Raw genomic sequence first — 22,867 nt, 5'->3', positions numbered from 1 at the left:
GGCTCCGCCCGCCGGGCTACGGGCTTCATTGCGAGGGCTTGTTAGGGTCCCTGCTCTGCTCCCTTCCTTATGAGAGCAGAAATGGAACGCAGAGCTTCCGGGGAGTGCGCAGTGAAGCCTCTCGCCGCGACCTGACTCACTCCGGCAATGCGCATCTCCTTTACGACTTCAAGCTCCGCTTCAATGAGCTCAATGTCGGCAGGCTCTCGTGCGGCGAAATAGGCCGGGTCAACCCCGATCAATTCCGCGATGGCCTGAACGATCTCGTTGTTCGGCCGAATAGTGCCTTCACGAATCGCGGCGAGATGACGGGCAGAAACGGTCCGCATTGCAGTCGCAACGGTCATGTTCTGCGCGGCCTCGTCTCCCTCGATGAGTGAGGCAATCGAGTAGTCGAGTCGCCGCGCAAGCTCAGCTGGTTCAAGATCGAACGATGTAGCCCGACCTGGGTCTTCCCGCTGAGCCGCACTGTGAAATCGGCGCGATTCAGACGCGGCCTCCTGCGCTTGAACGCCCAGATCGCTCTCGACCTGCGTGAAGACTTCGCTCATCGAAACGTTCATCCCAACCGCAAGTTCGCGTAACTGCTCGACATTGATATGGCGGTTGCCTCGAAGCATCTTCGATAGCTGCCCCTCGGAGACCCCGAGCTCGCGTGCCAGGTCGACTTGGTTGATGCGCTTGCGTAGTATCAACGCGCGGAACACAGCTCCGACGGCCCGAGTAGTCGGGCCCGGGGGCTCCTTGCGCGCAGCTGGCATGCGTAGATGGTGTCAGATTGGAAAGAGCGTGGGTACATTGGCAAGAAAGGGCCCATTTAGGCCCTGAAATTGCCAACTTGGCAAGTTACGTGCTTGGATACTGGCTATGTTGTCTACCCACCGCGTTAGCAGAGAGATCCCTCGGCGAACGATGCAGCAGCTAATCCACAAGTGCACGGTGCCGACGGTGTTTCTGCGAAGGCTAGACCCGACCGAGCTGCGTGACGCTGTGCGTTCGTCGCATCTGTACGCGGTGTCGATGCGGGCCTCCCTTGTTGAAGCCCTGAGCGTGCTTGACGCGGCGCTGGCTGATGCGCTCGGCCCCGACGAGGCCGTGGAGGTCTGGCGTGCTGAGTGAGCTGTCAAGGGCAGAGGCGACTGTAACGATCGTGGAGACCATCGGACAGATGGTCGAAGGCGGTGCGGGCCTGCATGACCGTGCGTTGAGCCGTCGGTTCGCGCAGGCGATCTCGCAGTATGTCGCTGGCCCGATGATCCACACTGCACTCACGCGTCTCGGTGCTCCCCAGTTCGACCGGTTGGACGCCGTGAACCTTGTCCTGACGCAACTCGCCGCTGAGGCCGAGCACGATGTCCGTCGCTGTGCTGACGGGCGCAAGCCGGTTTTGCCGCGGATCCTGAACGCTGACGATCCGATCGCGTACCTGATTCGTGCGGCGTGCAAGGTCCCCACCGCCGGGTCGAAGAAGCCGGGTGCGCAGATCGCGGGCTGGGTGTTCGCGCGAGTCACGGAGGCGCACCCCGCTATACCGAAGGACTCGCTGGTGGAGCGGGTGGACTCCCTTGATGAGCGGGTAGATGCAGGGTGGCAGCGCGAAGCCTCCGCGATCGCAGGCGGGGAGGAACGCGAGTGGAAGGAGTTGACAGCTCATCTCCTGGATCTGATCCTCCCGGAGACGCCGCCCCACCTGTGGGCGAGCATCACACCTCTAATCGACTGGTGCGTCTCGGCTGTCCCGCTGGTGACGCCGAGTCATCAGAAGACAGCGAAGTTCACGTGGGCGAATCGAGCCCTTCACGCCGTTGAGCTGTTCCCCGATCTCTCGGCTGATCAGATCGAGGCCGTCGTCCAGCTGTTGTGGGGAACCACGGAGGGCTTCGACGGGAGCCTCATCGGTTACGTGGCTGAAGTGCGGAATGCGCATCAGTACGGCCAACACAATCGGCTCACCGTCTTCGGTAAACATGTCCGCGACCGCAGGAGCGAGTGCCTGGGATGCCGAACGACCCCACTGCAGGCTAAGCAGCTCTCCGCGCTCGGGGAGATCTACCCGTCGAGGATCTCGAAACCTGTGTCAGTGGCGGCCTGAGAGGGCGCAAATACCCCGGATCGGCCGGTGCGGAGTCAGCGACTCCGCACCGGCCTCCTTCTTTGTAGTGAGCGCGAAATCCGTCGTGCTCGTCAACGAAGTAAGGAATCCTATCCATGGAGATTCAGAACCGATCGGGCAAGACGTTGCCCGGTCAGCCTGGCGCTCCGGCGACGCGCTCAATGCGTAGCCGGACCGTGAAACGACTCGGGGCCGGCCTGACAGCACTCGGGCTTATCCTCGGTGTCGGTGCCCTCGCCGAAGGCCTGTCCGCTCCCGCCGCTAACGCGGTCGACGTCGGGCACGGCTACGGGTCGATTGCCAACGGCACCCACAAGGGCACCTACCCGATGCCGAACGGGGACGAGTCGATCTGCATCGTCCCGGGAGCGCCCTCACCGACTGGCGGCTCGTCCGATCAGGGCGTCACCGGCGATGTTCGGGGTCTGTCCGACGTGCAGAAGGCCCAGATCCACATGATCACGGCCACGATGAAGAAGAACATGGCGAACCCGCCCGCGTTCAACGGCCAGGCCACCAACGCAAACATGTGGGCTGCGGCGGCCGGATTCGCCGGGCAGTACGTCGCTGACCCGGCCGGGATGATCGCGGACAACGGCAACCCGGGCTCCACGTTCGACTCCCAGATCAACTGGGCGAAGAACACGATCGTCGCTGAGTCGTCCGTGGCCGAGTTCGACCTGGTGAAGGCGATCGCGAACCACCTGCGCTCTGAGGCCCAGAACATCACGCCGGCCACCGCGTTCGACCCCATCGTCGAGAACAACATGGATCCGTCGCACAACTTCGAAGGCACCGTCACTCTCTCTGGTGTGCCGGTTGGCTCGAAGAGCGACTGGTCGTTCTTCAACTCCAAAGTCAAGGAGACCGGGGAGGCGACGGCGAGCACCGTCGACAGCGTGACTCTGAACACCCTCGGTGTCCCGCCCACGAACGACCCCTCCTACAAGGCGGGCGGTTCGGTGACGGTGACCGCGATCGATCAGTGGATCCCGCAGCTGCGGTACTACGTCGGCGCCAACGGTCAGCAGGACACCGTGTCCGCCACCGATGTTCCGAACACGCAGACCGCGACGATCCCGTTCGGTGACCCGTTCCCGCGCAACGTACCTCCGGTGACGTCCAAGGCTCAGGAGCTCGCGTCGCCGGGCTCTGAGGCCTCGGAGACGGTGACCGTGACCGGCCTGCCGGCGTACTTCCCGCGCGGCGGTATCGACGTCACCTCCACGGCATACCTGATGCCTGGCGAGAAGCCGACCCCGGGTCAGGACGTCTCGACCGGGACCACGGTGTTCACCTCGCCGGTCTGGAACACGGCCGAAGCCGGTGACCACACGTGGACAATTCCGACGCTCGACGAGTCCGTGACGGCCGGGAAGCACCTCATGTGGGTGCACACCTGGACCAACCACGACACCGGCGACGTCCTCGGGATCTCGCGCTCCGACGACGAGAACGAGGCCACCCCCATCCGCGACGTGGAGGTCGTCACGACTCCGCAGGTCCACGAGTCGGCTTGGGCGCAGGACGAGATCGACGTCGACGGGTGGGTTAAGAAGGGCGACTACATCGTGGTCACCCAGTACGCCGTACCGCTCGGCGAGCCGCTCGTCTGCACCCCGGAGAATCAGGTCGGAACTCCGCTCAACTCCATCCAGCTGACCCCAGGGAACAACAAGCACGCGAAGTACCGCACCCAGAAGACGGGCACCCTTGTCGCCGGCGTGCAGTACGGCTTCGTGGAGCGGTACTTCCGCGACGGGAAGCCCTACAAGGAGGGCGGCTGCCTCGACGAGCTCTTCACCGTCGACGAGATCCCGCCGACCACGCCCGAGGAGACCCCGGAGACCCCGGAAAACCCGGAGGCGCCGAAGACCCCGGAAACACCGGCCCCCATGCCGGAACTGCCGATCATCTCCGGCTGATCCCACCACACCCCGGGCCGGGCACCTGCAACAGGTGCCCGGCCCGCTGACTTCCACCACGAGCTGAAAGATCGAGAAATGACCACAGACCACACCCCCGAAGACACCGCCGACAAGGGCACGCCGCGTAGCGATCCTCGCCGCAACCGCCGCCGTATCGGCATCGTGGCGGCGGCCGGCGTCGTCGCGGTCGCGATCGCCGGCACCATCGCAGCGATCGCCATCGGCGCCGCCACCGACCCTGCCACGGTGACCGCGACCTCGAAGCCGGCGCACGACGTCGAGGTGCCGAATCTCACCCAGGAGGACCTGGATGCTCTGCCGGCAGCCACCTACAACGCAGTCATCCCGGAACTCCTGGCGTACAAGGACGTCGACATGACGAGCATCACCGCCGCCTACACCGCCAAGAGCGGCGACGTGCCGGTGTTCGGCGTCGACCAGAAGACCCCGGTAGCGAAGCTGCCGGCCGCGAATTTCCTGAACCAACCGACCGTGATCGTCCCGGTCACCACCAGCAAGCAGTGGGCGCTCGTCCTCACCCCCGCACGGCAGACCAAGCCCTCCCAGACCGACGGCGACGCCGCGGCGCAGACGGCCGGCTGGGTGCCACTGAGTGCGCTCGAGAAGTCCGCGACGCTCGACGCCACGGTGACGGTCTCCGTCTCCAAGCAGACTCTCACCATCATGCGCGGCTCCGAGAAGGTCACCTACAAGGTCGGCGTCGGCACCACCAAGACCCCCACCCCGACCGGGACCACCGGTTACCTCCAGGCCCGCTACGAGGACACCGCGCAGGCTGACTTCCCGATCCAGCTCACGAGCCTGCATTCGGCGGCCGCGGACGACCCCATGGGCGGCAGCGACGGCGGCCTCATCGCCGCCCACTACAACTCCACCAACAGCGGTGCAGTCTCCCACGGATGCATCCGTCTGACCGCTGCAGCCCTCGCCGCGGTCAACCAGCTCCCTCTTGGAACTCCTGTCAGCTTCGCGGACTGACCCCACGCAGAACGACGGAGGCCCGCACCAATTCGGTGCGGGCCTCCGTCGTTCCGTGCCGTGGCTCAGTAGACGCAGTACGTTCCTGAGGCGACCCAACCAGAGCCGGTGTCGGTGAAGTTCGCCGTGAGGTAGTTGTCGTGGACGACTAGCGTGAGCCCGTACGCGACCGGACCGTAGTCCCAGCCCGCGACAGCGCCGCTCGGGCACCCATCCGCCTTCGATCCCCACCGCACCTTCTTCTCGTGGCTCGGGCCTGCCGGCGCCGGCGCGGGCGCAGGCGCGGGCGCTGGCGCACCTGGCGCGGACGGGGTGCTCGGCCGCGACCCAGTAGTTGGTTGCTGGCCACCTGTGTCGCCGCTCGCTCGCGGAGTGCTCTTCGTCTCGCCGGTGGTCGGGTCGGTGTACGTCGGCTGTCCGCTGCGCGCGGCCTCTTCTGCAGCGACCTGCGCCGCCGCGGCCGCCTCTGCTGCGACCACCTGCTCGTGGGACGCCTTGACCTTCGCGGCCGCAGTGACATAGTCCAGCAGACGCTGCCCCGGATCCTCGGCGCCGGCCGAGGCGCGCTGGATCTCGAGCGCGTTCTTCGGGAGAGCCTCACGCTCGGCCGCATCCGCCCGGTCCCACGTGGCCAGAACTACGCCGGCGGCCGCCTGCAGACCTTCGCCTGGCACAGCCTCAGCGTCGGCTTGGACGACTCCGATGAGCTCCACCACCTGCTTGGTGGCCGTCATGTTGAGATTGAAGAGTCGCAGGACGTCGTCCTCGGCCTTCTGGACCGCTTTGGTCTCGGCTCGGTGCTGCTTCTGCAGTGAGGTCGCGATCACCTGCAGGTGCTCGCTGGTGGTTTCCTTCGTGGCGACGGCTCGTGGTGGGTGCGCGCCGATCGGCGCCGGCTTCTCCGCTCCGGCCGTGGCGAGCCTTAGCACCTTCGCGAGGGCCTCGCGCTGCTCGACGGTGAAGAAGCCGTCGGAGCTGTCCCAGACCTGCTGGAGTTTCGTGGCGAGATCCTCGACGGGGACCCGCGCCTGCTCGTAGTGGTCGGCCGCGTCGGCGGCGGCCGCGTAGTTCTGGGTGACCGCGATCCTCCAGGTTTGGTAGGCGCCGTCAGCCTGGGCGCGCTGGATAGTCGTCACCGCTGCTACGACTCCGACGATCAACGCTGCGATCGCCGAAGCGCTGGCGAGTCCGATCAGCAGGGCGAGACGCCTCCGTTCGCGAGCGAACTTGATGGCAGCGGCGAGGAGGAACCGCAGCGAACGTCGCGATCGCTGCGCCTCTGGCGGGTCGACGATCGGAGTGGGAGTGGTGCTCATTGGACTGGGCCTTCCTGTCTGGAATCTATCGTGTCCTTACATTGATTGATGTGTGGAATTAGGGGTCGTCGTATGCTCCTAACCGCCCCGGGGAGGTCGGGCATGGCTCTATCGTGTCTGCCCCTGAATGGCTCCCGCTGAATCGCCACCCGACCTCCCGCAACGGCTCGACCGCTGATTGGGATACGCGACTGTGATCGCTGCGTAAGGAAATGACGGCGAGGCCGTTCGCTGGGCAACACACCTCACATCGAACGAAAGAGAGACCACCGTGCCGCAAATCTGGGCCGGGATCGACGCTGGCAAGACTCATCACCACTGCGTGGTGGTCGACGAGGAGGGCAAACGCCTGCTGTCGCGGAAGATCGCGAACGACGAGAGCGAGATCCTCGCCTTGCTGAGCGAAGTTGCGCAGCTTGCCGACGGCGCGCCGATCTGCTGGGCAACGGACATGGCCCAGGGAGGTGCAGCGCTTCTGATCAGCATTCTTCTCGATCACGGCCAGCCGTTGCTCTACCTTCCCGGCCGTGCCTTCCACCACGCCGCTCGCAGTTACCGGGGCGAAGGAAAGACCGACGCGAAGGACGCCGGCATCATCGCGGATCAGGCGCGAATGCGTCGTGACCTGCTGCCGCTGCGTACCGGCGATCAGATCAGCATCAACCTGCGCATGCTGACGGGCCGGCGCACCGATCTCGTCTGCGACCGCACAAGAGCCATCAACCGCCTCAGGGCAACGCTTCTCGAGTACTTCCCAGCGCTGGAGGCAGCGTTCGATTACTCCACGACTAAGACCGCCCTCGTGCTCTTGAGCGAGTTCCAGACCCCGGAGCGCCTTCGCGAGTTCCGCCCGGACGAGCTCGCGGACTGGATCCGCGGCCGCGGGGGCTACTTTCCGAACCGCGTCGCGAAGCAGGCACTCACAGCAGCGCACAGTCAGCACACGACGGTCGCCGCTCAGCAAGTCGGCGCGTCGATCGTGGCGCGCCTTGCCGAGCAGGTCCTTGAGCTCCGAGACGAGATCGCGGCGATCGATGCCGAAATCCAGGCGCAGTTGGCAGAGCATCAGCACGCGGAGGGCCTGCTGAGTGTCCCAGGCTTCGGGCCGCTGCTCGCCGCCGAGTTTCTCGCGGCAACAGGCGGTGACATGAACACGTTCGAGACAGCGGACCGGCTTGCGAGCATCGCCGGGCTTGCCCCCGCACCGCATGACTCCGGCCGGGTCGCCGGCAACCTTCAACGGCCTCGCCGCTACAACCGACGACTGCTCAGAGCGTGCTTCATGGCTGCGCAGGTCGCCGCCGCGCATTGCCCGGTGTCGAAGGCGTTCTACCAACGGAAACGCAAAGAGGGCAAGAACCACAAGCAGGCTGTTCTCTGCCTCGCTCGCCGCCGTATCAACGTCATCTGGGCGATCCTTCGCGACGGAAAATTGTTCACGCATCAGCCGCTCCCAGCACCGGTGTAACGGCGGTGTCTGCTGTCTCGTCGTAGAATCCGTCGACCCAGCGGTCAAGGCGGATCCGCACGCGCTCGCCCCACAAGTCCGGCGCGCTCGCGCTCGCGATCGCCTCGGCAACGAAGACTCGCTCGGTCACGTTCAGCTCTGACGCCGATCTGTGGAATGCAACTCCATCGACCACGTGTCCGCGGAGACGGTCGAGCGTCCTCGGCGTCACGATCATGTCTCCGGTCCGCGCTGAAAGCTCCTGCGCCTGCCGAATCGTCAGCGATACGAGCACAGCCGTCATTGCTCACCCGCGATCGTTAGTTCTGGTGTCTCGGTGCTTCGGCTGACAAGTACCCCCACGTCGGGCGCCGCGTGGGCAGCTCGCGCGAGCGCACGCGCGGCACGATCGCCATAGCCGAACATCGTGAGGGGCATGCTCGAGCGCTTGCCCGCGTGTGTGGGGTGGTCGAACGCGAAATCACGCATGAGCCAAATCGAGTCCGCGGTGCACAGCATGCGGTGAAGCCACCGCGCGTTAGCGTGCGGCCCTAGCCAGATCCCGTCCGCGTGCTCGAGGAAACGCTCCGACCACGGCGTGCTGTTCGAAAACGGAGGATTGAGCCAAACGAAGCCGTGCCAAGGTTGCGCAAGCCCGTCGTCGTTGCGAGTGAACGCCGCTCGCGCCGGCACGTTAGTCTCTGCGTCAACGGGACTCGCGGGATCGAGGTCGAACGTCTCGCCGAGCGCGTCGAAGATCCAGCGCGGCGTGTAGCGCTCGTCAGTCTCTGTGCGATCGACGGGGGCAGCAAACAGTGGAAGGGTGCTCATCACTGGCTCTGGTCTCCATCTCGCGGGGATCGCGCGAGCCCTGCAACCTGGTCCATATCGGTCATTTCACTTTCACCCTTTCGGTGTTGAAGGACTTGCAAACTTGATTGGGATTCAGTGGTGTTAGGAACGGGGCTGCTCACCCTGCATGCCGGCGGCCGTGCCGGGGAGACTCGTAGAGTTGGGGGAGCGCTTCGGCCCCCAACAAGTGCAGGCATGTGCACCGCAGGCTCCCGCGGCAAAGGTGACCGTGAAGGGGTACTTCAAGTCAGGGCCTTTCTAGTGGTCAGCAGCTGGTGAGGATGCTCGAGATCACGGTGCGGTCTGCGGCGTCGACGCTCAGCTGGTAGTCGTGGAGGATTCCGACGAAGCGGGCGACGTAGGCGCAGGCGAAGGCAGAGTTCGAGGGCATCCAGGAGGCAGGACCGGCGGCGCCCTTGGCCTGGTTGGCGCTGCCGTCGACGGCGAGGAGTACGCGGGGGTCGTTGGCGTAATCGAGGCGCTGCTCGCCGGTCCAGGTGGATGCGCCGTGCCCCCATGCGTAGGCGAGCGGGACGACGTGATCGATCTGAACGAGTCGGGAGGTCTCGACGCCGCGTCGGAAGCCGATCGTTGTAGCCGTGTAGAGGTCGTTCAGCATTCCGGCGAGGACGGTGCATCCGTCTGTGGTCACGACGTTGTCGAGGTCGCGGGCGAGGACGTCGTCGCGGGTACTGCAGCCGTTCTCGTCGATGTCGTACCACGCCGGCCCGAAATCAGCTAGGCGATCGTAGGCCGGCACCCCTCCGGGAGAGCGGTCCGGGATCTGCGCGAGCAAGGCTGCTGTCGCGACCGCATCAGCGGACAATACGCTCCGCCGGTCGGACTCGGGCTCGGGGCGTGTCTGGGAGCTCGTGGCGGTCACGGCCGCGACGACGGCGAGAACCACGACCGTCACGAGGCCGATCAGCGATCGCCGAACCGCACGCATCAGCTCCCCACCAACTCGGGTCGACCGAACGGGTGGTAGTCGGCATCGAACTTCAGCGTGTCGATGATCCGATACCGATCAGACCCGTCGGCCTCGCTCACCGCCTCCGTCTCGATCAGGCGGAACCCTCCCGCGGCCAAGGCCCGCAGCTCGAGCGCGCGCTCCTGGAGCTTCCTGGTGCGAATCAACCTGCCTGCGTAGGCGCGGGGGATCTCCGCCGTGACGACGCTCTCCAACAACGGCCGGTCGTCTTGTGCCGGCTGAAATGACAGCGTGCCGGTCGTGCGGCTCATGGTCTTCCCCTCGGAGTATGCCAAATAGATTTGGCCAGATTGATTTGGCCTTCTGGGTTACGATGCTGCTATGGCGAAAGCGCGAACACCGGAGCAGGAGGCAGCGCTCGAACGGTGCCGTGAGCTGCAGGCGGAGAAGGAGTCCTGGCCGCAGCGGCGCGGAGAGGCGGTCCGGGCGGCGCTCGCACTGAAGCTGACGCAGCGGGAGATCGCAGAAGCGTTTGGCGGAATGTCCCGCGAGAGCATCCGGCTGGCGGAGAAGTTCGGCGCATAGGGGAGGGGCCGAACGATCTGGGATCGTTCGGCCCCTCGTTTCGTGCTCCCTCATGCTGCTTGACGCGCCATTCGGCAGCACTCGTGCATGCATTCGCTCGGCGCTCCAACCGGTGTCGCGGCAGGACGGAGACTGACGCCGATGCGCACCGGTTCGATGTGATTCTCCGCGAGCAGTCGTCGCAGACGGGTCCGGTACCGGTCGGCCACCGCCGCCCTGAGGACCGCACCGACGATCAGGGCTGCGCCGACGACCGCGCAGACACCGATGGTGAGGGCGGCGTCTCCCGCACCGAGAGTCGCAGCAAGGAGTAAGGCGCCACCGATGGCGGCGAGTGTGACGATCACCAGCCAGCCGATGGTGGCCACGGGGCGGCCGTCACCGGTCTGGTTGTAGAGCTGGGCCGGGTTGACCGTGTTGGTCTCTTGGGTCATCAGATTCCGCCCTTCAGAATGGCCCTGGTGGGTTCGGATGCGACGAAGGTCTTCCGCCGCACCGGGATCGGGTGACCGTGCTGATGCTTCGGTTTCGCGCAGTGCCGGGTCTGGCGCAGCGGCGCCGGAGTGCTCCGCGAGCGACGCCGTGGGTCGAGGTAGACGCCGACGGGCACTGCCACGATCAGAAGCAGCAGAGCCGTCAACCCGATGGACATGGTCGTCGGGTCGGACGCGAGCGGGTAGGAACCCACGAGCTCGACAGCGCGAGCCTCGGACTCAGCGAGTTGGTGCAGCATCACGCCACCTCGTCGCATCCGCCGGCGTTCACCGCGCCACCTGCGCCATCGACCAGCCCTGACGCTCGGCAGCCTGCGCATCCCGCCGCGCATGGTGTCGCCGTGCGTGCGCGGCGAGCAGGAGGTCCGGGTCCTGGACGTAGTAGTCGGTCTCGATCCGACGGCCCGCGCGGTCGTCGGTGCCGATCACGGTGTTCGAGGGCCGGAACCCCTGCTCGAGCATGTGGGCAGCGAACCGGAGCTGACGTCGCCGCTCAGCCTTGTCGTTGCGCCGGCTGATCTCGTCGCGCTTGCCCGAGAACGAGAACGTGCTGTTCTCGGTCTCCATCTCCGCACTCGCGGGCATGGGTGCGTCGTCGGCTGCTGGGACCATTCGGATGCTGAGGTTCCACTCCGGTACCTCACCGTGCCAGATCCCGTTCGCAGGACCGTTCGGCTGCACGGGCTCGAGCGCACCCACCGCTTGAGCGGCTCGGCGCGGATCGACGTCCCGGGGGTACGTGCCCACCGCGACCAGGTGGTCGCCTTCGCGCACGTCACAGATCACCCGCGGATCCTGATACGCCTCCACTGGCAGCGACGGACGAGTAGGGGCGGGGAAGCAAACGAGCTCACCCTTCGGATTGCTGTTGGTCATGGCCATCTCTCTCTGTGCTCTTAGAACGGGGTTTCGTCGTTGTAGGCGCCGGGCTGGGCAGCCGCCCAGCCTCCGGCATCTGGGGCGCCCGCGGACGGGTCGGCCGGCGCGGACGCGGCCCACGGCTCCTCGACAGCGGGAGCACCCCCGCCGAAGCCGCCACCAGGGCCACGGGACGACTGCGTGCGCGTCACCTGGGCGGTGGCGTAACGCAGCGACGGACCGATCTCATCGATCTCGAGCTCGATCGAGGTGCGCTTCTCGCCCTCTTTCGTCTCGTAGGAGCGCTGCTTGAGGCGACCCTGAGCGATGACACGGGACCCCTTCGTCAGCGAGCCCGCGACGTGCTCGGCGAACTCGCGCCAAACGCTCGCGCGCAGGAACAGTGCCTCACCGTCCTTCCTTACGTTTGATCCGTGTGGATTGGGAGTCTCAGTAAGCTCTCGACCGCTCCCAGGGACACCGGGTATGGCTGACCATCCTTTGCCGCGTAGATGGCTTGAGTGGAATGGCCGCCCGGTGTTCCGCATCGACTCGACCGCTGATTGAGAAGTGCGACGTGATCGCTTTGTAAGGAAGTGACGGCGTGGTCGGCTGCTGGGCGCAACACACCCAGACGAAAGGAAGTGACCGTGCCGCAGCTGTGGGCCGGAATCGACGCAGGAAAAGGACACCACCATTGTGTGGTGATCGACGAGGAGGGCCAACGGCTGTTCTCCCGCCGGGTTGCTAACAACGAGGGGGAGATCCTCGATCTGCTCTCCGACGTCGTGACTCTCGCCGGCGATCGAGAGATTTGCTGGGCCACGGACTTGAATCGCGGTGGCGCGAGCCTGCTCATCAGCATCCTCACCGATCACGGCCAGCCTCTGCTCTATATTCCCGGCCGCACCGTTCACCACGCCGCTCGCACCTACCGCGGCGACGGGAAGACCGACGCGAAGGACGCCGCGATCATCGCCGACCAAGCGCGAATGCGGCGCGACCTGCACCCAATTCGAGTAGGAGATGAGATCAGCATCGAGTTGCGTCTTCTGACTGCTCACCGCGTCGATCTTGTCTGTGATCGCACCCGGACGATCAACCGACTCCGTGCGGTCTTGCTCGAGTTCTTCCCGGGACTGGAAGCGGCCTTCGACTACGCGAGTACGAAGTCCGCGCTGCTTCTCCTGACCCGCTACCAAACGCCCGACGCGATCCGTCGGATGGGACAAACCCGCTTGACGACGTGGCTGAAGAAGCAGGGATGCCGAAAGCCGGGGAAGCTCGCGGCCAGCGCGGTCGCCGTCGCCAAGCACCAACGCTCCACGGTCCCAGGCCAGGCCACGAGCGCGATGATCGTTCAGAGGCTCGCCGCTGACATCCTCCGACTCCATCGCGAGATCGCCGAGATCGAGCGCCAGATCGAGACACGGTTCCGAGAGCACCACACCGCCGAACTCATCCTCAGCATCCCCGGCTTCGGCCCGCTCCTCGGCGCCGACGTCGTCGCTGCAACAGGCGGAGACGTTGCCGCCTACGGAAGTGCCGACCGGCTCGCAGGCGTTGCCGGTCTGGCCCCCGCCCCACGCGACTCGGGGAAGATCAGCGGCAACCACTCCAGACCCAGACGCTACGATCGTCGCCTCCTTCGAGCGTGCTACCTCGCTGCACAAACCGCTGCCTGGAGCTGCCCCGTCTCCCGCGCCTTCTACGAACGAAAACGGATCGAGGGCAAGACCCACAAACAAGCGGTCCTCGCGCTCGCGCGACGACGCATCAACGTCCTCTGGGCCATCCACCGCAGCGGGCAGCCGTTCGACCCGGCGCATGGATCCCAGCCGATGCTCGCAGCCGCATAGGTCGAGCGCGCTGAGTCTCCTCCATCTGACCCTTCGCGGTTGACAAACCCCATTGAGATTCCACTCGTTCGCCTGACGGTCGAACGTGCGGGGCGTGGACGCGATGGTGAAGTTGGCCACGGCCAGCCCGTTCTGCGTGTACCGCAGCTCGGGATCGGCCGTGAGGTTGCCCACCACGGTGATGACAGTCTCGCCGGCCATCAGGCGCTCACTCGCGTGTTGTTCATGTGGTGTTCGTTCCTTTCCGAACGACGGTTGAGGATCGCGCTGCGGAGGATCAACACCGTGATGACGGCGGATCCGACGAGAGTCACGAGGATGGGCAGCAGCACGTCGGCGCTGACTGTGGTGAGGATGACGACGTTCAGCACGCTTGCCGCAGACGTCATGACCCATGCCGCAACGTCTTCGGTTCCCGGGTGGTGCCACAGCTTGCGGATGGTGGTGGAATAGGCGATCGCCGACACCGCGCCGCTGACCAGCAACGACACCATCGGAGTATTGAACACAAGCCAGGCCGTAGCACCGGAAGCGGCGGCGACGATAGAAGCCACCTCAAACTTTGTGACCGGGGTGTGGCGTCCCCTTCGAATAGCCAGCACGAGCACGGTGACGCCACTGGCCGCGAATGCGATCCTCGGCCAGGTCGCTGCTACCGGCCCGAGAGTGGCGACGTAGGCTGCCGCGCCGAGGCACTCGACCGCCGCCCAGATCAGGTAACTCGTCAGGCTCGGCCTAGTCCGTCCCCGCAGGATGCTAACTACATACGGCACTACCTGAGTCAGCGCTAGCAGCGTCGCGAAGACTGCCAGGGCCTCTCGCCACGCGACCGAATCACCCATTGCAGCGACCCCCTCGCGTGAATGCGGAAGGCTCTGAGCGGCAGTCTGTCCTTGCGAGCTTGACAGGATCATTGAGATTCCACTCGTTCGCCTGACGGTCGAACGTGCGGGGCGTGGACGCGATGGTGAAGTTGCCGACGGCCAGCCCGCTCTGCCTATACCGCAGCTCGGGATCGGCCTTGAGGTTGCCCACCACGGTGATGACCGTCTCGCCGGCCATCAGAACGCATCCTCCTCATTGCCGCCGACACGCATGGCGACGTCGCGCGCATACTTGCCCTCGAAGATCACTGCAATCAGAAGACGCGCGAACACGAGGATGACCAGAGCTACTGCAATCGCATAGGCCGATGCACTGAAGAGAACTCCCGCAAAACTTACGCGCTCCGCGTTCGTAGCCGCCTCCCATGCAGCAGCGATGTCGCGAATTCCAGCCGGCGCGATGGTTGCGGCTACGTAAAGCAGGCAAGCCCCTATGAGGCAGCCGATGTTGCGTTTGCTGAGTATGCCCGGCAGTGCGGGCCGTGCTTTTCGTCGGTCGATGTCGGTCATCCTTTGGGGTCCTTCTTGATCGTGCGGTTGATGCGGTGTCGTTTCCACCAGCGAGCGAGCCGGTATCCACCGGTCATTGGGGTGGTTCCAGCCAGGTGACGAGCGTGTAGGTAGCCGGGCGCCGGTCGGGGTAGTTGATCGCAGCGTTCGCTTCGGGGACCACGTGGTAGCCCTTCTCGGTGAGCGAAGCGACGTCGGCATCGTGGTCGCGGACCATCTTCTGTTGACGGACAACGTCGAGCTCGTTGGTGGGGTTGAGGGGGATGTCGGGCGACATCACCGGGACAAGGTGGTCGGTCATCGTCGCGGGCGTCACTGGCTGCAGGCCGCGCTAAGGGGATCCATCGGGTCGACGCCCACGTTCGAATGGATCTCGGTCGCCGCTTGAGAGCCGGGCCCGGACCGGGTCCGTGTGGCGTGCGGAGTGTTGGTCGGAGTCATCGCTTTCCTCTGTCCGTGATGGGCGGCCACCGGCTTGGGGCTTACAGAAACGAAGGGGTGCCGTGCGGGGTCAGCGAGCCCGCACGGCACCCCTTCGTCTTGGTGACGGTCGCTCCGCCGCGACCTCGCTTTTCCCTGAGGCGAAGGAGACCTGACTGTGACCGATGCGAGCGCGAGCCGACCTGCGGCGTGCCCCGAATGCGGCGAGCCGGTGCATCCGGCCGCGGCCGGTTGCGGCAGCTGCGGTGCCCCTCTGGCAGCCGTCGAGACACCTGCGTCGGTCGAAGCGAAAGAAGACAGCGACGAGCCGGTCCTGGACGCTCCCGCTGTCCCCGATACCTCGGTGCTGCCGTCTGCGGCTCTGACGGCACCTGCGCGTCGGCCGGCCGTCGTGTCAGCACCACGGGAAAGCAAGCAGCTTGCCTCCCCGACGCCCGCCAGCATCACCGCAGCGGAGGAGCTCTTCCGGGTGCCGCGACCGGGAACGGCGCTGGTGCGGCATCCGTCCCGGATCCACAAGGCCTCGCGGCTCGGGCGGGTCACCGTTGTGACAGTTGCGTGCGCGATCGCCGCTGCCGTCGTCATCGGAGGAGGACTCTGGGTGGCTTCTGCATCGACGAGCACGCCGGCACCAACGCCGTCGCCTGCGGCCACAAGCGCCACAAGCGCCACAAGCGCCACAACGACTGTCACTCTTCCCGGGTTCGGTCGAACACCGACCTGGACCGGGCCTGACCAGGTGTCCGCAGCCGTTCTCTCCGACGCTGGCAAGCTCGTCGGGCAAATCACGGCCACCGGAGTGGTGGTCACCGGCGCCGACGGCAAGAACGCAACGAGCACCTCCGGCACGATCTCCCGGCTCTTGGCCGGCGCCGTCGACGGACACCCAGCGCTGATCGCCGTCGACACCGACACCGACACCGCCTGGATCTTCAACACACCTGGCACCGAGCCCGTCGCAGTTACGCTGCCGGCAGCCGCGACGCTGGTCACCCGTGGCTCAGGCGTTCTGGTGTTGTCGGGACCGAACCTGTCGACGGTCGGGCTTCTTTCCGCCGGCGGAGTGATCTCCTACCTTCCGCCGAAACCCGGGATGGTCTCGACGGGCGTCCTCGAAGACGGCAACGCCCGCTGGGTCTCGGCTCGAGGGATGCTCTACATCGCCACCGCCGCCGGCACCGCCGCCAATCCCATCCAGCTGGCCGCTCCAGCGGACGGCGCCCGCGTCACCCGTGCCCTGTGGACGAACGACGCCACCGTCGTCCTCGCCTGGCTCCTCCCAGACGGCACGACCAGCATCGCCGCCTACAGCCCAACCGACGGCGCCCTGCTCGGCAGCGCGACGACCCCCGACGACAACCCCCGGCTGCTGGTGAGCCCGGACCGTGCGACGGCGATGACCGGACCTGTGCGGTTGGACCTGCGGACGGGGTCTGTCACAGTCCCTGACCCGACGTTCCGGGCGCGCACAGCGCTGAGCGACGGCGTTTTCTACGGAGGAACCGACACCGCGACCGCCATCCAAGCGGCCGACGGCTCGACCAGCGTTGTCCCCACTCCTCACGGAGACCCGATCGGCGTGACTTCGTCGGGCGCGCTGCTCGTGCTGCAGGCGACCGGCTCGGTGGCGACCTACCCCACGACTTCACCGTCACCAAAACGGTGAACCTGCCGGGCGACCGCCCGGCAGCAACCTCCGAGAAAGGAATACCCCTTGATTCGCACCGCAACATCCCTCGCCGCCGGCGTGGCCGTGGCCGGGCTGCTCGGCTTCGGGACGGCTCTGCCGGCATACGCGGCCGGGTCCGATTCGGAACAGTCGGCCCTCCACACTCAGGAGATCGACGAGCCGACCGACACCCCCGTCGACGAGCCCGTCGACGAGCCGACCGACACCCCCGTCGACGAGCCGACCGACCAGCCCACTGATGAGCCGACCGACCAGCCCATCGATGAGCCGGTCGACGAGTCCGCAACATCGCCTTCCGAAGGCGGTTCGACGGGCTCTACCGGCAGCGACGGCTCGGCGACGGGAACGGGCGGTAAGTCATCCGGATCGTCCAAGAGCTCGCGTGGTGACAGCAGCCAACTCGCAGCAACCGGTGCTGACGCCACGGCAGCGATCGCAACGTCAGCGGTCGCCGCAGCGCTCGTGATCGGTGGCGGCGTGGCGCTGTCTCTGTCGCGCCGCCGCCGGCCGGTCGCGAAGTAGCCGGGTCGGGGAGGACACTGATGACCGCGACATCGTCGGCGGCGCACACGTTCGGGTTCGGGGCGGGCTCGACGCGGCTGGATCTGTTCGTACAGGCCCGGGCGAAGGCTGCCAGCGCGGGATACGCCCGCCAGTGGTCCCGCGCAGCGTGGCAGCACGCCAGCGACCTCTCGGTGCAGTTCACCGGTCCAGGCGGTCGTCAGTCCCTCCCCGATGACGGTCCCGCTGCACCCTGGTTGCGGGAACTCTGCAACGGAGACATGCGACCCGAATCGGATGCTCCTGCGCCGATTCTGTTCCGCACCACGTACGTGGCACGCGCCTGGCTCAGCGCGGCCGCTGTGCGCAGCGACCTCACCCTCGGCACCCGCACCGGCGCCCCAGCGACCACCGTTTTGCCGTTGCTCGATGCCCTGGAGCGAGCCAACGCTCGCATCGGCGCCGACGTGTATGTCTACGGCGACGGGACGACCTACCGAGCGGTGTTCTACTCCCTCCACGCCGATCTCCCCGCATGCGCCACCCTGGCGAACCATCTGCCGTCGACATGGCGCCAGTTCAGGCAGCGAGGCTGGCAACTGTCCTGGGAGCCGCCGCTGCAGGAGGCGCTATGAGCCGGTCTCCGCTGCTGAATCTGGCGCCAACAGCGTGCGTGGGATGCGGGCGAGAGCTCGCCGTGGAGGCGCACCGGTTCTGCACCTGGTGCCTGCACCCGCGGCCGGTGTTCTACGGCGCGCACGGAGGCGCCGGCAGCTCGATGCTCGCCGGCCTGCTCGGCGGCATCGACGGCGGCCGCTTCGACACCGTCGACCTGGCCGCCTTGCCGACCAAGCGCCTGTGCGTGTTGATCGCCCGGACCCACCTTGCGGGCCTGCAGGCGATGCAGAGAGCGCTCGGCGCGCACCCGGACCTGTACGACCTCGTCGTATTCAACCGTGACGCACCGGGTCGTCTTACCAAACCGATCACCGACCGCGCCTACATCATCACCGGAACCGCGATCGCGACGCTGACTTGTCCCTTCGTGCCCGCCTGGCGCACCGACCCGACCGACACCACCGACAGGGCCGCAGCCACCTTCCTGACCAGCTTCCGCAACCGCTACTACGCACCACAGGAGAGCAACTGATGCACACCCTCACCCACCTACTCGACCTGCATGCCTCCGGGATGCTCCCACTGATCGATGGCAAGGAGATCCCCGGAGTCGGCGACACGGTCAACAAGGTGCTCGGCTGGATCTTCTGGGGGGTGTCGGTCGCGGCCTTGTTCGGGCTGATCATCCTCGCCAGCACCGGCTACGAGAACTACAGGAACAACCAGGGCGAGCAGTTCATGGAGAAGGCCAAGTACTGGTTCCTCGGCGCCGTGATCGGCTCCAATGCGCCGCAGATCGTGGCGATCTTCTTCCCCAGCATCAAGCTCACGATCACCGCTGTCGCGATTCCTGGCATCAGCCCCACCGTCAACCTCGTCATCGGGTACTCGATCTGGGTCGTCGGCATTCTCGCCGTCATCTGCCTGCTCTGTCTTGCTGGTGGGGCTGTAATGGCGTACCGGAACCACGGGATGGAAAAGTTCATCGACGACTTCAAGTGGTTCGTCCTTGGCTCACTCGTTGCATCGTTCGCCTCGACGATCGCCGGAGCATTCTTCCCGATCGCCTCCACTCTCGGCTGATCGGACAGTCCCTTGGGTAAGAGGAACAAGTCAACGGGGGCCCGCGGCCCGCTCTCTCGCTGGTGGTCGACGTCGACGTTCGGCGGTGGTCCCGGCAAGACCTGGACGCTCTGGCTGTGCTGGATCCTTGTCGCTGGCCCTCTGGTGATGTGCGGCCTGATCTGGCTGCTGCCGGAAGGCTCAAACTCGTCACCCGAGACGCAGCCGGCCGGACCTGCCCCCAGCGCGACGCCGACGACCACCGACACTGCCGTTCCCGCGCTGTGTCCAACTCAACCAGTCACCGATGAGGCTCCGGATCACGCGCCAGATGACATCAGCTGGCAAGCACACTACGGCACCACATGGCCGGTTTCGGCCACCGCCGGACCGACCCGGAACGTCGACGGGATCGAGCGCTGCTTCCAACATTCCCCGAACGGGGCCGCGATGGCGGCGGTGAACATCCTGCAGACCATCCGCACCGCTGACGTCCCGTCGGCGCTGCAGATCCTGGACGCACAGTACGTGCGAAACGACGGCCTCACCGCGGCCCAGCAACAGCTGCCGACCACCTACGCTACCCAGCCGCCGGAGTCGCGGGTCTGGGGTCGCTCTGTCGGGTATCGAGTGGAGTCCTTCACCGCCGAGCAGGCCGTGGTGCTCCTGGTGGAGAGTTGGCCGCAGCGCGGACAATACACCGGCTTCGACGTCACCCTGGTGTGGCAGAACGGCGACTGGGCGGTCCAACTGGCACCAGACGGCAGCACGTCGCTCAACGGGCAGATCACGGTGGACCCGGACGGGTACATCCCCTGGCAGCGGCCCCTGGGGGCCGGTGGCAGCCAATGACGATTGCGACCGTGGACACCATCGTGCAGGCAGCGCCGAATCTGAATTGTGCATGGTGGGACGGCACCTGCAACATGATGCAGACCGGCTTGGAGGTCAACGAGAGCGTCTCCGACGCCATCGCGAACGGCACCGACAACCTCGCCACTTCTGCCCTGAGCGGTATCGCAACGGGGTGGATGGTCAGCTGGCAGAAGTTTGAACTCAACTTCCTCAGCTCCTGGATCAACCTGCCGCCGGTAACCGACCTGAACGACCCGAACGGCACCACGATCTGGCTGATCGCGGTGCTTTCCTACCTCACGGCCGTGGCCGCGATCATCGGCATCCTGGTCAACAGTGTGTACCTCATGATCACGCTGCGAGGGGACAGGGCACGGAAGCTGGGGCTGTCGCTGATGTGGATGCTGATCCTCAACAACGCCGGCCCCGCAATCGCCGCCGCGATCGAGCTGGGCATTCACGCCATGGCGAGCGACGTCCTCAGACAAGCTGACATCACCGCGGGGGCGGCCGTTACTGAGGCTGCAGTGATCGCGAACATGCCCGGCGTGTACCTGATCGCCGCGATCATCGGCACGATCGGCGTGTTCATCCAATACGGGATCATGTTTGCCCGCGGGTCTTTGATGCCCCTCTTCGTCGGCGTCCTACCGTTGGCGGCCGCGATCGCCACCATCGGCGGGAAGGCGACCAGCTCCTTCGAGAAGATCATCGGATGGGGGCTCGCCTTCGTGGTCTACCCGCTACCGGCCGCGATCGTCTACGTGACCGCGTTCCGGCTCAAGTCCGGCTACGACGGTGTCAACGGCGCGATCGCCGGAATGATCCTCCAAGTCATCGCGATCTTCGCGCTGCCGGCGATCTTCCGCATCATCGCCCCATCGACCGCGACGCTCGGCAAAGCCTACGGCGGCCGGATCGCACTCGACGCCGCCATCACGGTCGCCGAGACCGCCGCCGCGATCGGCGCCATGGTCGTCACTGCCGGCGTCGTCGGCGGTGCGATGGGCGGTGGGAAAGCCGCCGGGAAACCCTCACCCGCCGCGAACACATCGACCGGACCGGCCGGAGGAGGCCCGACCGGCGAGTCGGGCAGCACCGACGGCGGTGGGTCCCCGAACCCGGCGCCTCCCAGTGGAGCCTCGACGAGTTCCGATGCCGGATCCGCCCCCGGTTCCGCCGCGCCCAGCGGCGCCGCATCGACCGGCCCCGCGGCGCCCAGCGGCGCCGCATCGACCGGCCCCGCCGAAACCCGTGAGCCCGCCGCCCCGACCGGAGCGACAAAGGCGCGGACACCGGAGAGTTCGGCGAACAACACCCATCGGGCGTACGCCGCGCAGCAAGCCGCCCACCACATCAGCAGCGCTGCCGGACGAGCCGCCCGGCAGGGAGTCGACGACGTCGACGAGATTATCGGAGGAAAAGCATGAGCCTACGAATCAACTACGGCGGATGGTTCGAACGGAAGTCGCCAGGCCTCTTCAGGCTCACCCTGTTTGGCACGGTTGGCCTCGGCGTCGGCATCATGCTGATCTTGATCGTCCAGCAACGTGCTGAGAACTGGGGAATCTCCGGGCTGCTCGCCTTCGGCCTTGCACTCTTTGAGTTGTTCTACGGGTGGAAGTACGACGGGAAGACGTTGGCTCGCCGTCGTGCCGAAAAGCGGAACGTCGCCAGGATGGCCAAGCGCGGCGAGAACAGCTACGTGACCGGTGCCGCTGCAGCACTTGCGGGCAGCTATGGCGGGCATCCGATGCCCGGCGTTCTCGCGTCCACCGAGATCCTGCACGAGCGCGACGGTCGCGACACCCCGTTCGACGTCATCCACTACCCCCTCCAGGGCCTCTTCGCGGTGAGCCTGCGCTGCTACCCGGAAGGCCGGGGCACGAACGATCAGGACACGGTGGACATGATGGTCGCCAAGTACGGGGCCTGGCTGCATGACCGCGTGAGCCCCGATGAGGGTTTGGTCGGGGCGACCGTCACGATCGACTCGTTCCAGGGCACCGGGGTGCAACTGCGGGAGAATGTCCGCGGGAACCGTCACCCGAACGCCCCGGCCGCGGCGTCCCGGGTGATGGATGCCGTCGTTGACGAATTGCCGACCGGGCTCTCTGACCTGGTCGGCTACGCCACTCTCGTCTGGCGCAAATCAGCCATGACGGTGGAGACCGCCACTGACGCCGACGTCGTCGTTGAAATCGCCAAACGGCTACCCGGTCACATGGACGCTCTCACCGCGGGCGGAGCCGGCGACCCCACACCGATGCTCGAGCCCGATTTGGTCGAGACCGCCCGGTTGGCTTACAAGCCGTCCGACCAGGAAGCCTTCGACGAGCTCCGCGCCCGAGAAGAGGTCGTGCAGCTGCGCTGGGAGGATGCCGGTCCGTCGTTCCTGTCGGAGCCGGCGTCGCGGAAGGTGCTCCACCATGACGGGGGTTCGTCATTCACGCTCGAAATGCGGCTCCCGCCGCGAGGGACGGTGTACGAGAACCACCTGCTGCGGCTGCTGCGCCCCAGCAGCGTGTTCCTGCGCAAGCGGGTGACGATCTTCTACCAGCCCGTCTCGATCGAGAAAGGCCAGAGCACCGCCGAGGCCGCCGTGCGCGCCGAAGATTTCGCGGCCAGCCAGAAGAAGGGACGGCGCACGGCAACCATCGCCCGGGACGGCCGTGTCGCGACCGCCCTCGACGCGCAGCTGGCCGAGGGCGCCTCCCTTGTTCCGTTCTCGATCATGGCGACGTGCACGTTCGAGGACGACACCGAGTCCGAGCGGCTTGCCCGTAACACCCTGCGCTCCCTGATGACGTCGTCCCGCATGCGGGTGCGGGAGGTCAGCGGATTGCAGGCCCCCGCGTTCCACCTCACCTTGCCCTTCGGGATCGTCCCCTGGGAATTCAGCGACAACCCAATCTGGAAATGAG

At 66.2% G+C, this 22,867-nt stretch carries 28 protein-coding genes and 2 pseudogenes; 15 read left to right on the top strand and 15 right to left on the bottom strand.

The features are described from left to right. Positions 1 to 41: 41 nt before the first annotated feature. A complete protein-coding gene (locus ACPPVW_RS18720; protein ID WP_426624418.1) occupies positions 42 to 707 on the bottom strand; it encodes a helix-turn-helix domain-containing protein in 666 nt (221 codons plus the stop codon). A gap of 283 nt (positions 708 to 990) precedes the next feature. Here ACPPVW_RS18720 and ACPPVW_RS18715 point away from each other — a divergent pair, with 283 nt between their 5' ends. From ACPPVW_RS18715 to ACPPVW_RS18700, 4 genes are all read left to right on the top strand, one after another. After that, positions 991 to 1,119: a hypothetical protein gene (locus tag ACPPVW_RS18715; protein WP_426624417.1), complete on the top strand. Its 129-nt coding sequence runs from the start codon at positions 991 to 993 to the stop codon at positions 1,117 to 1,119. A 31-nt stretch (positions 1,120 to 1,150) separates the two neighbouring features. Beyond that, a complete protein-coding gene (locus ACPPVW_RS18710) occupies positions 1,151 to 2,092 on the top strand; it encodes a hypothetical protein (RefSeq protein WP_426624416.1) in 942 nt (313 codons plus the stop codon). A 116-nt stretch (positions 2,093 to 2,208) separates the two neighbouring features. After that, complete coding sequence (locus tag ACPPVW_RS18705) at positions 2,209 to 4,038, top strand: hypothetical protein (RefSeq protein ID WP_426624415.1); 1,830 nt, start codon at positions 2,209 to 2,211, stop codon at positions 4,036 to 4,038. 78 nt (positions 4,039 to 4,116) lie between these two features. Beyond that, entirely contained in the window at positions 4,117 to 5,040 is a 924-nt protein-coding gene (locus ACPPVW_RS18700; protein ID WP_426624414.1) for a L,D-transpeptidase family protein, read from the top strand. A 65-nt stretch (positions 5,041 to 5,105) separates the two neighbouring features. Here the strand turns inward: ACPPVW_RS18700 and ACPPVW_RS18695 are convergent, their stop codons facing one another. Continuing rightward, the gene (locus ACPPVW_RS18695) at positions 5,106 to 6,356 is read right to left on the bottom strand and encodes a hypothetical protein (protein ID WP_426624413.1); all 1,251 of its coding nucleotides are present in this window, start codon (positions 6,354 to 6,356) and stop codon (positions 5,106 to 5,108) included. A 271-nt stretch (positions 6,357 to 6,627) separates the two neighbouring features. Between ACPPVW_RS18695 and ACPPVW_RS18690 the strand changes: the two genes are divergently transcribed. After that, entirely contained in the window at positions 6,628 to 7,824 is a 1,197-nt protein-coding gene (locus tag ACPPVW_RS18690) for an IS110 family transposase (RefSeq protein ID WP_426624412.1), read from the top strand. On the opposite strand, the gene ACPPVW_RS18685 is transcribed toward ACPPVW_RS18690, so the two are convergent. From ACPPVW_RS18685 to ACPPVW_RS18670, 4 genes are all read right to left on the bottom strand, one after another. Continuing rightward, complete coding sequence (locus tag ACPPVW_RS18685) at positions 7,793 to 8,107, bottom strand: hypothetical protein (protein ID WP_426624411.1); 315 nt, start codon at positions 8,105 to 8,107, stop codon at positions 7,793 to 7,795. The two genes, ACPPVW_RS18690 and ACPPVW_RS18685, sit on opposite strands and share 32 nt — an antisense overlap. Next, the gene (locus tag ACPPVW_RS18680) at positions 8,104 to 8,634 is read right to left on the bottom strand and encodes a DNA N-6-adenine-methyltransferase (protein WP_426624410.1); all 531 of its coding nucleotides are present in this window, start codon (positions 8,632 to 8,634) and stop codon (positions 8,104 to 8,106) included. Before ACPPVW_RS18680 ends, ACPPVW_RS18685 begins: the two co-directional genes overlap by 4 nt. 286 nt (positions 8,635 to 8,920) lie before the next feature. After that, a complete protein-coding gene (locus ACPPVW_RS18675; RefSeq protein WP_426624409.1) occupies positions 8,921 to 9,604 on the bottom strand; it encodes an HNH endonuclease family protein in 684 nt (227 codons plus the stop codon). Then, positions 9,604 to 9,897, bottom strand: coding sequence for a hypothetical protein (locus ACPPVW_RS18670; protein ID WP_426624408.1), 294 nt, complete (start codon positions 9,895 to 9,897; stop codon positions 9,604 to 9,606). The genes ACPPVW_RS18675 and ACPPVW_RS18670 overlap by 1 nt, the downstream gene beginning before the upstream one ends. A 70-nt stretch (positions 9,898 to 9,967) precedes the next feature. On the opposite strand from ACPPVW_RS18670, the gene ACPPVW_RS18665 reads away from it, so the two are divergent. After that, entirely contained in the window at positions 9,968 to 10,171 is a 204-nt protein-coding gene (locus ACPPVW_RS18665) for a hypothetical protein (RefSeq protein ID WP_426624407.1), read from the top strand. A gap of 50 nt (positions 10,172 to 10,221) precedes the next feature. On the opposite strand, the gene ACPPVW_RS18660 is transcribed toward ACPPVW_RS18665, so the two are convergent. The 4 genes from ACPPVW_RS18660 to ACPPVW_RS18645 are packed head-to-tail and all read right to left on the bottom strand — an operon-like array spanning position 10,222 to position 12,071. Continuing rightward, the gene (locus ACPPVW_RS18660; protein ID WP_426624406.1) at positions 10,222 to 10,605 is read right to left on the bottom strand and encodes a hypothetical protein; all 384 of its coding nucleotides are present in this window, start codon (positions 10,603 to 10,605) and stop codon (positions 10,222 to 10,224) included. After that, positions 10,605 to 10,904 (bottom strand): hypothetical protein, encoded by a 300-nt coding sequence (locus ACPPVW_RS18655; RefSeq protein ID WP_426624405.1) that lies wholly within the window; start codon positions 10,902 to 10,904, stop codon positions 10,605 to 10,607. Before ACPPVW_RS18655 ends, ACPPVW_RS18660 begins: the two co-directional genes overlap by 1 nt. A 28-nt stretch (positions 10,905 to 10,932) precedes the next feature. Beyond that, positions 10,933 to 11,541, bottom strand: coding sequence for a hypothetical protein (locus ACPPVW_RS18650; protein WP_426624404.1), 609 nt, complete (start codon positions 11,539 to 11,541; stop codon positions 10,933 to 10,935). 20 nt (positions 11,542 to 11,561) lie between these two features. Beyond that, on the bottom strand, positions 11,562 to 12,071 hold the full coding sequence (locus tag ACPPVW_RS18645) for a single-stranded DNA-binding protein (protein ID WP_426624403.1): 510 nt from the start codon (positions 12,069 to 12,071) through the stop codon (positions 11,562 to 11,564). A 102-nt stretch (positions 12,072 to 12,173) separates the two neighbouring features. Between ACPPVW_RS18645 and ACPPVW_RS18640 the strand changes: the two genes are divergently transcribed. Then, on the top strand, positions 12,174 to 13,382 hold the full coding sequence (locus tag ACPPVW_RS18640; RefSeq protein WP_426623612.1) for an IS110 family transposase: 1,209 nt from the start codon (positions 12,174 to 12,176) through the stop codon (positions 13,380 to 13,382). Positions 13,383 to 13,438: 56 nt separating this feature from the next. Here ACPPVW_RS18640 and ACPPVW_RS18635 read toward each other — a convergent pair. The 5 genes and pseudogenes from ACPPVW_RS18635 to ACPPVW_RS18615 all read right to left on the bottom strand — a co-directional run. Next, positions 13,439 to 13,583: pseudogene (locus tag ACPPVW_RS18635) on the bottom strand (single-stranded DNA-binding protein); the annotation flags it as partial. Beyond that, entirely contained in the window at positions 13,583 to 14,224 is a 642-nt protein-coding gene (locus ACPPVW_RS18630; RefSeq protein ID WP_426624541.1) for a hypothetical protein, read from the bottom strand. The gene ACPPVW_RS18630 and the pseudogene ACPPVW_RS18635, both read right to left, overlap by 1 nt. Before the next feature lie 79 nt (positions 14,225 to 14,303). Then, positions 14,304 to 14,444: pseudogene (locus ACPPVW_RS18625) on the bottom strand (single-stranded DNA-binding protein); the annotation flags it as partial. Continuing rightward, positions 14,444 to 14,776 carry a hypothetical protein gene (locus ACPPVW_RS18620; RefSeq protein WP_426624540.1) on the bottom strand — a complete coding sequence of 111 codons (333 nt, stop codon included), beginning with the start codon at positions 14,774 to 14,776 and terminating at the stop codon, positions 14,444 to 14,446. The pseudogene ACPPVW_RS18625 and the gene ACPPVW_RS18620, both read right to left, overlap by 1 nt. A 73-nt stretch (positions 14,777 to 14,849) precedes the next feature. After that, on the bottom strand, positions 14,850 to 15,077 hold the full coding sequence (locus ACPPVW_RS18615; protein ID WP_426624539.1) for a hypothetical protein: 228 nt from the start codon (positions 15,075 to 15,077) through the stop codon (positions 14,850 to 14,852). Positions 15,078 to 15,956: 879 nt separating this feature from the next. Between ACPPVW_RS18615 and ACPPVW_RS18610 the strand changes: the two genes are divergently transcribed. The 8 genes from ACPPVW_RS18610 (at position 15,957) to ACPPVW_RS18575 (ending at position 22,866) form a co-directional block, all read left to right on the top strand. Then, positions 15,957 to 16,883: a hypothetical protein gene (locus ACPPVW_RS18610; protein WP_426624538.1), complete on the top strand. Its 927-nt coding sequence runs from the start codon at positions 15,957 to 15,959 to the stop codon at positions 16,881 to 16,883. A 48-nt stretch (positions 16,884 to 16,931) separates the two neighbouring features. Beyond that, positions 16,932 to 17,429 carry a hypothetical protein gene (locus ACPPVW_RS18605; protein ID WP_426624537.1) on the top strand — a complete coding sequence of 166 codons (498 nt, stop codon included), beginning with the start codon at positions 16,932 to 16,934 and terminating at the stop codon, positions 17,427 to 17,429. 20 nt (positions 17,430 to 17,449) lie between these two features. After that, positions 17,450 to 18,043, top strand: coding sequence for a hypothetical protein (locus tag ACPPVW_RS18600; protein WP_426624536.1), 594 nt, complete (start codon positions 17,450 to 17,452; stop codon positions 18,041 to 18,043). Beyond that, entirely contained in the window at positions 18,040 to 18,558 is a 519-nt protein-coding gene (locus ACPPVW_RS18595; RefSeq protein WP_426624535.1) for a DUF6668 family protein, read from the top strand. Before ACPPVW_RS18600 ends, ACPPVW_RS18595 begins: the two co-directional genes overlap by 4 nt. Beyond that, complete coding sequence (locus ACPPVW_RS18590) at positions 18,558 to 19,109, top strand: hypothetical protein (RefSeq protein WP_426624534.1); 552 nt, start codon at positions 18,558 to 18,560, stop codon at positions 19,107 to 19,109. Before ACPPVW_RS18595 ends, ACPPVW_RS18590 begins: the two co-directional genes overlap by 1 nt. Before the next feature lie 429 nt (positions 19,110 to 19,538). Further along, on the top strand, positions 19,539 to 19,940 hold the full coding sequence (locus tag ACPPVW_RS18585) for a hypothetical protein (protein ID WP_426624533.1): 402 nt from the start codon (positions 19,539 to 19,541) through the stop codon (positions 19,938 to 19,940). Positions 19,941 to 19,951: 11 nt separating this feature from the next. Further along, positions 19,952 to 21,373: a hypothetical protein gene (locus ACPPVW_RS18580; protein ID WP_426624532.1), complete on the top strand. Its 1,422-nt coding sequence runs from the start codon at positions 19,952 to 19,954 to the stop codon at positions 21,371 to 21,373. Next, positions 21,370 to 22,866, top strand: a complete 1,497-nt coding sequence (locus tag ACPPVW_RS18575; protein ID WP_426624531.1) for an SCO6880 family protein — start codon at positions 21,370 to 21,372, stop codon at positions 22,864 to 22,866. The genes ACPPVW_RS18580 and ACPPVW_RS18575 overlap by 4 nt, the downstream gene beginning before the upstream one ends. Position 22,867: the final 1 nt, after the last annotated feature.

It is taken from the genome of Leifsonia sp. McL0607 (assembly GCF_049993355.1).
In the GTDB taxonomy this organism is placed as follows: domain Bacteria; phylum Actinomycetota; class Actinomycetes; order Actinomycetales; family Microbacteriaceae; genus Leifsonia.
The sequence above is the reverse complement of the archived record's forward strand: the minus strand, read 5'-3'. Positions and strand labels throughout refer to the sequence as shown.